General features: G+C 40.7%; 7 protein-coding genes and 3 pseudogenes. 3 read left to right on the forward strand and 7 right to left on the reverse strand.

Translation table 11 applies throughout. The annotated features are described in order from the left end of the window. Positions 1-222 precede the first annotated feature (222 nt). Entirely contained in the window at positions 223-720 is a 498-nt protein-coding gene (locus ACED59_RS00265; RefSeq protein ID WP_009845647.1) for a hypothetical protein, read from the reverse strand. 99 nt (positions 721-819) lie between these two features. Between ACED59_RS00265 and ACED59_RS00270 the strand changes: the two are divergent. Then, positions 820-1,044 (forward strand): annotated as a pseudogene (locus ACED59_RS00270) (IS110 family transposase); the annotation flags it as partial. Positions 1,045-1,376: 332 nt separating this feature from the next. On the opposite strand, the gene ACED59_RS00275 reads toward ACED59_RS00270, so the two are convergent. Continuing rightward, a complete protein-coding gene (locus tag ACED59_RS00275) occupies positions 1,377-1,853 on the reverse strand; it encodes a hypothetical protein (RefSeq protein ID WP_102257517.1) in 477 nt (158 codons plus the stop codon). A gap of 110 nt (positions 1,854-1,963) precedes the next feature. Between ACED59_RS00275 and ACED59_RS00280 the strand changes: the two are divergent. Then, positions 1,964-2,169, forward strand: a pseudogene (locus ACED59_RS00280) (IS110 family transposase); the annotation flags it as partial. A gap of 324 nt (positions 2,170-2,493) precedes the next feature. Here the strand turns inward: ACED59_RS00280 and ACED59_RS00285 are convergent. Then, complete coding sequence (locus ACED59_RS00285) at positions 2,494-3,024, reverse strand: GNAT family N-acetyltransferase (RefSeq protein WP_009845650.1); 531 nt, start codon at positions 3,022-3,024, stop codon at positions 2,494-2,496. Positions 3,025-3,124: 100 nt separating this feature from the next. Here ACED59_RS00285 and ACED59_RS00290 point away from each other — a divergent pair. After that, a pseudogene (locus ACED59_RS00290) lies at positions 3,125-3,346 on the forward strand (IS110 family transposase); the annotation flags it as partial. A 189-nt stretch (positions 3,347-3,535) separates the two neighbouring features. On the opposite strand, the gene ACED59_RS00295 reads toward ACED59_RS00290, so the two are convergent. The 4 genes from ACED59_RS00295 to ACED59_RS00310 form a co-directional block, all read right to left on the reverse strand. Next, positions 3,536-3,928 carry a hypothetical protein gene (locus ACED59_RS00295; RefSeq protein ID WP_017097013.1) on the reverse strand — a complete coding sequence of 131 codons (393 nt, stop codon included), beginning with the start codon at positions 3,926-3,928 and terminating at the stop codon, positions 3,536-3,538. A 577-nt stretch (positions 3,929-4,505) separates the two neighbouring features. Next, positions 4,506-4,724 carry a DUF3820 family protein gene (locus tag ACED59_RS00300; RefSeq protein WP_009845653.1) on the reverse strand — a complete coding sequence of 73 codons (219 nt, stop codon included), beginning with the start codon at positions 4,722-4,724 and terminating at the stop codon, positions 4,506-4,508. A gap of 12 nt (positions 4,725-4,736) precedes the next feature. Further along, positions 4,737-5,408, reverse strand: a complete 672-nt coding sequence (locus ACED59_RS00305; protein ID WP_017097015.1) for a DUF3313 domain-containing protein — start codon at positions 5,406-5,408, stop codon at positions 4,737-4,739. Between the two features lie 96 nt (positions 5,409-5,504). Further along, a complete protein-coding gene (locus ACED59_RS00310) occupies positions 5,505-5,858 on the reverse strand; it encodes a hypothetical protein (protein WP_017097016.1) in 354 nt (117 codons plus the stop codon). Positions 5,859-6,000: the final 142 nt, after the last annotated feature.

Here is a 6,000-nt window from a genome sequence, read left to right on the forward strand (position 1 = left end):
GGCGACGAAAGAAACGAAAAACAGCTAACTGGTTGATAAGATTGCTATCGTAACCTTATCTTAGCCTCGCTCGCCTTGAGAAAAGCCTCAAAGCGATGTGCCCTTCAAATGCAATCGTACAATTTACTTAACAAAGTGGCTTCGGGCTTGTTCAACACTCGGGATTTAGTGTTGACTGCGCAACACCTTAATCCTTATTCGTTACGTCTTTTTAGAGAGCGCCTATCTATTTATTTTGTCCAAATAGAACTCTACGCTGTCTGCGTAATCAGATGTGATTTCGTGCATCATATAAGTCGTTGAATTACTTATGTGATAGTAGCCCACATAACGTTTTTCATCAGAGACAATTGTACCTAACACTACCACATTGTCTTGATTAGTCTCCTTGAGCTTTAGGTCAACATAACTTTCATCTATATTGTATAGTTGCGCTGCTACTGAGTTAAACATCAAAAGATTACTAAGCATCGCTAATTCAAGCACTAACTCTGGATCGTGTTCTCCTTGCCCGATTAACGAATGATTTATATTTAATCTTATTGCTAAAGCATTATTCGACTCAAAGTAGATTGGTTTATCTAGACACCAACCATTTTCTTCTATTACACACACATCCAAAAACTCTTTAAGTGCTTCTATTTCTACAGTTTTGTACAACGTATTCGCACTAGCAATGTTAGTAAATATGCAAGAAATAATAACAAATATAAACTTCATTCTATACCTTTCTTCTTACGGAGACATAACGAATGACATGGATTTCCCCTCCCGAGGATCTGCCACACTTACGTGGTACTTAATTACACCGGAGGCACCATGTCTGATTATTCTTATTTCTGCGGTATCGACCTAGCTAAAAACCACTTTAGTCATCATGCCGTAGACCAAAATAGTAAGGTCTTACTTCATAAGTCACTAACTCGCTCTAAACTACTGACTACAATAGCAAATATGCCACTTATGCGTATAGGCGTTGAAGCGTGTGGTGGTGCACATTATTGGGTAAGAACACTCAATCAACGGGGGCATGACGCTAGTATCTCACCGAAGACACAGTCACTTTTAGCTATAAAAGTAAGACCAATACATGGCGAGTTTCAGAATGAGCCTATCCACCTAGCTGAAAGGCATCGATAATAAGAATAATGGCATTAGCGAAATCAGAGGAGATGTGACGACGAAAGAAACGAAAAATAGCTAACTGGTTGATAAGATTGTTATCGCAACCTTATCTTGGCCTCACTCGCCTGAGAAAAGCCTCAAAGCGGTGCGCCCTTCAAACCCAACCGTACAATTTACTTAATAAAGTCGCTTCGGGCTTGTTCAACACTTGGGATTTAGTGTTGGCTACGCAATACCTTAATCCTTATTTGTTATGAGTACTTAGTTTGAATCTCCTTCAAAAGGCTCCATACAGACTGTTCTATAAGTGGCTCAAGGTCTGCAAACCCAAATTCTGGCTTAATATGAATGATTGAGTTCAAACGTAGGAGACCTCTAATATACCCACTCCAACTAAGCTTGTTTGTTGAACGCAATGTTTCAATTGTCTCACCGCTAGCCAAAGAAATAACATCAAACTCTATTGTCACTAGAGGACGCCAACCTAAGATTACTCCGAAGCCAAACAATAACGTCCCTCTTCGATGAAATGGCACACGAACAACTAGAGCGATATCGTTTTCAGCGAAACTATCTTCAGACACCGAACCCAATGGCAATATTTCTACTAGTTTGAAGCGAATATCATCAGTTAGACTGACACTATCTGATGACATTGAGTATTCATCTATGACTTTTAACATATCTCTTCTAGGTGAAACTTTTATTGAATCTAAATATACAGCCACTGAAACTCCTGTTCACTCATAACGAATGACATGGATTCCCCCTACCGAAAATCTGCCACACTTATGTGGTACTTAATTGAACCTGAGGTACCATGTCTGATTAGTCTTAATTGCGCAGTATCGACTTAGTTAAAAGCCATTTTACCCTCATGCCGTAGAGCAAAATAGTAAAATCTTACTTCATAAGTCACTAACTCGCTCTAAACTACTGACTACAATAGCAAATATTCCACTCATGCGTATAGGCGTTGAAGCGTGTAGTGGTGCACATTATTGGGCAAGAACACTCAATCAACGGGGGCATGACGCTAGTATCTCACCGAAGACACAGTCACTTTTAGCTATAAAAGTAAGACCAATACATGGCGAGTTTCGGAATGAGCCTATCCACCTAGCCGAAAGGCATTGATAATAAGGAGAATGGCATTGATGAAATCAGAGGAGATCTGACGACGAAAGAAAGCTAACTGGTTGATAAGACTGCTATCGCAACCTTACCTTGGATTCGCCCGTCTTGAGAAGTACCTCAAAGCGATGAGCCCTTCAAATGCAATCGTACAATTTACTTAATAAAGTGGCTTCGGGCTTGTTCAACACATGGGATTTAGTGTTGGCTACGCAACACATTAATCCTTATTTGTTAGTTGCGTTCTTGCCACTCCGAACGCAACACCCCATATTTCACTGAATCGTAATACTCGCCTTCATAATAACGTACTTTTCTTAGCCTCGCTTCTTGCTGAAAGCCCAACTTCAACGCCAGAGACATCATGCGAGGATTACCTGACCATGTTGTCAAACCGACCCTTTCGATTCTGTTATTTTTGAACAAGTAAGAGATCCATTGAGGAAGAGCCAAAGCGGCGATACCTTGACCCCAATAATTTGAATCGTAGATTACCACACCAGCTTCAAGCCAATGAGTTTCTTCACATTCCCAGTAACTGCTGACTGTTCCTATCGGGTTATCATCGACAGTGATTAACTGTAAATCTAAACCGCTTAACAACCGTTGAAACGAAGACTTTTCAAACTGCTTTAACGAAGGGTGACAATAAGGAAAATACGGACCATTAAACTTAGTCCATGCGTCGTTTGAAGTTACTAAAGCATGAATTAATTCCAATTCATTCGGTTTTGCTGGTCTCATGCTTACTCGTTTTTCTTCCATGATACTTCCCTATTCTTTGAAGCAAACTAACGAATGACATGGATTCCCCCTCCCGAGGAGCTGCCACACTGATGTGGTACTTAATTGCACCGGAGGCACCATGTCTGATTATTCTTATTTCTGCGGTATCGACCTAGCTAAAAACCACTTGGGTCTTCATGCCGTAGACCAAAATGGTAAGGTCATACTTCATAAGTCAGTAACTCGCTCTAAACTGCTGACTACAATAGCAAATATGCCTCTCATGCGTATAGGCGTTGAAGCGTGTGGTGGTGCACATTATTGGGCAAGAACACTCAATAAACTCGGTGACGAAGAAAGAAACGAAAAATGGCTAACTGATTGATAAGATTGCTATCGTAATCTTATCTTGGCCTCGCTCGCTTTGAGAAAAGCCTCAAACCGATGTGCCCTTCAAGTTCAATCGTACAATTTACTTAACAAAGTGGCTTCGGGCTTGTTCAACACTTGGGATTTAGTGTTGGCTACGCAACACCTTAATCCTTATTCGTTATGTGTATGCCCAAAATAGCAAAGGCGACAATGCAAAAAATACACACCCGAACAGGAAAAAGTAAAAGCATATCAAGAAAACTATTTCTGAAAGAGTAATTCCAACTTTAGCGACCGATTCACCCGCAACCGATGCAGCAATTCTTACTGCAACTGAGCCGGTTAAGATGACTTTCTTTCTTGAAAAAAACTTAGCCGAAACCATTCCCAAAACAAACAACAAGTGAATGCTAAACGCCGGAGCAACTAATAGCTCATTTAATGATGCGATCGCCGATGCAATAAATGCAAATAAAACCATCGAAACGAAAGATATTGCCCAAATACTCAATATCGAGAACTTGTTAAAGTAAGCAAACTTCTCAGCCAACATCTTGGGAAGGTAATACATAATAATCCTCTTTTACACATAACATTTTAATATCGTGCAAGCACTAATTCATCCAGCCAATATATCAAAAAGGTTGCTTATAACCAACTGAATACTATGAATTTAATATAAAAGCGGGTCTCAACATTCAGCGTGAAAACGTGCAAGCACACATTGCCGCCTTTGTAAGGCACGTTATCATTCTTAGCCACCCAGTAACCCACTTACTATTCAACAACTTAACACCAACATCCTTGTTCATTCGTGCTCAATCAGAGTTAAAAACCACTCTTCTTTAGGCCATGATTTATTCACTAAGCAATAAACTTTCTGTGTGTACAGGTCACTGAGGGAAAGGTAAAGCTAGTCGATTCTGACTCGTCATCAATGAATATGCGAATGTCTAAAAGTAATCATAAATTTGGAAGCTTTGAGGGAAGTGTTGGGGGGGAATATTACAGTTACGGCGACTCTGGGTTCATAAACATTCAAAAGGCAAGATTCAGTTTTTGCCTTTTGAATGTTCCTCAGAAAATCACCACTACTCGTCACTTATGTGTATGGGATTTTGGTTTCGAACTGTTGAGATTCTACAGGGCTAATAGTCATATTTAAGCGGTTGCACCACAGAATCTAAGCCCTCAATCTTGAGAGCTAAACATAACTGCATTAAGTCGCCCAACTCTCCTTGTGGGAAGCCCTTTTTATCGAACCACAGCAAGTATTCTTCAGGTAGGTCAATCAAGGTGCGGCCAGCGTATTTTCCAAAAGGCATTTGCATTCTGGCTAGCTTAATTAGGTTCTCTTTCTCTAGCATTACAAGCTCTTTCTAGACGTCGTCGATGTTCTGTAGAGTATCACCTAAACGTTCAACCCAATAGTTGATCGCATCTTTGGCATCATCTAACGAATCAATCATAGTAGAAAAGTCTTTATTACCCGCTTCGCGGTCGATGGCCGCAAACAACGGAGTGCCGTCTTGTGCATCACTGACCAATAGCTCAACACTGGCGCTCCCAACGTTGGTGTGCTCACCTGTCGTCACCTTAGATATAGTCGACATCGCAAGACCAAACGGCAGCACACTGCTTGTCACGGCTAAGATCGGGTTGGGCGTTTCAACATTACTTAAGGCAATACTCAAACGTAGCGTGTTCCCTGTTGGTTCATCGACAATCGTTTTATGAGGCGATATTTTCGCTTCCAAACGACTCACCATATGATCTGTGAGCTCCTGAATGTCTTCCTGATCTAATGTGCCTTCTTCTGCTAACACAAAGATTTGGTCGATCACCACAGAGTCATAAGCGTCTAATTTGGATTTCAAACGTTGTTCGTCACGCAGCCCTATCCTTGCCCAAACTAAATCAACGCCTCCATCAGGGCCAGGCTGAAAATCTTCATAACTGGTGAATTTAGTCGCGGTTTTAATTGGGCCGCCTGCACAACCAAACAAAAACATGCTGGTTGCAACAAGCAAAAGGACTTTTAAAGGTTTCATAACGCACTTAAGTAAATCAAGGAATTAACTAAGTATGTCATACCCTAAGTGGAAAAGTTGTAGAAAAAGAGGTAAAACTCAGAGCTCGATCTAAAATCAATGGTTCTGAACGGTATACGCATACTCTACGATCACCTGATTGCCTTCGATATAAGCATTTTGGATCTCACCATCAACACTCATTCTACTTTTCAGATAAACCACTTTGGGCCCGGATTCATTGTCTTCTTTAAGTGAAGGGAGCACATTCCTTGGCTCCAAATGAAGCAAACGACAGAAGTGACTAACGAAAGACATGGTTAATGCTTTCTCCCCTCTTAGCACTCGTGAAAAATCCAACTGGTTCATCCCTAGCTTTTTTGAAAACTCCATCTGCGTAATTCGCATTCGAGATTTTTGTGACATCCACGTTTGGTACAAAGCATCTCTATCTTGCTCAGTGAATTCCATTACCGGTTCCTTTATATAATTCATGCCAATCAATTGTCCGGCTTTTCATACATGACATGTCAGGGTTTGGTTAGTGGAAACCAAAGGTTTGGTTTTGATATGGGAATAACCTTGTTTTGAGCTATATAGAACTATATACAGC

This window comes from Vibrio sp. FF266 (genome assembly GCF_041439695.1).
GTDB lineage: Bacteria > Pseudomonadota > Gammaproteobacteria > Enterobacterales > Vibrionaceae > Vibrio > Vibrio tasmaniensis_A.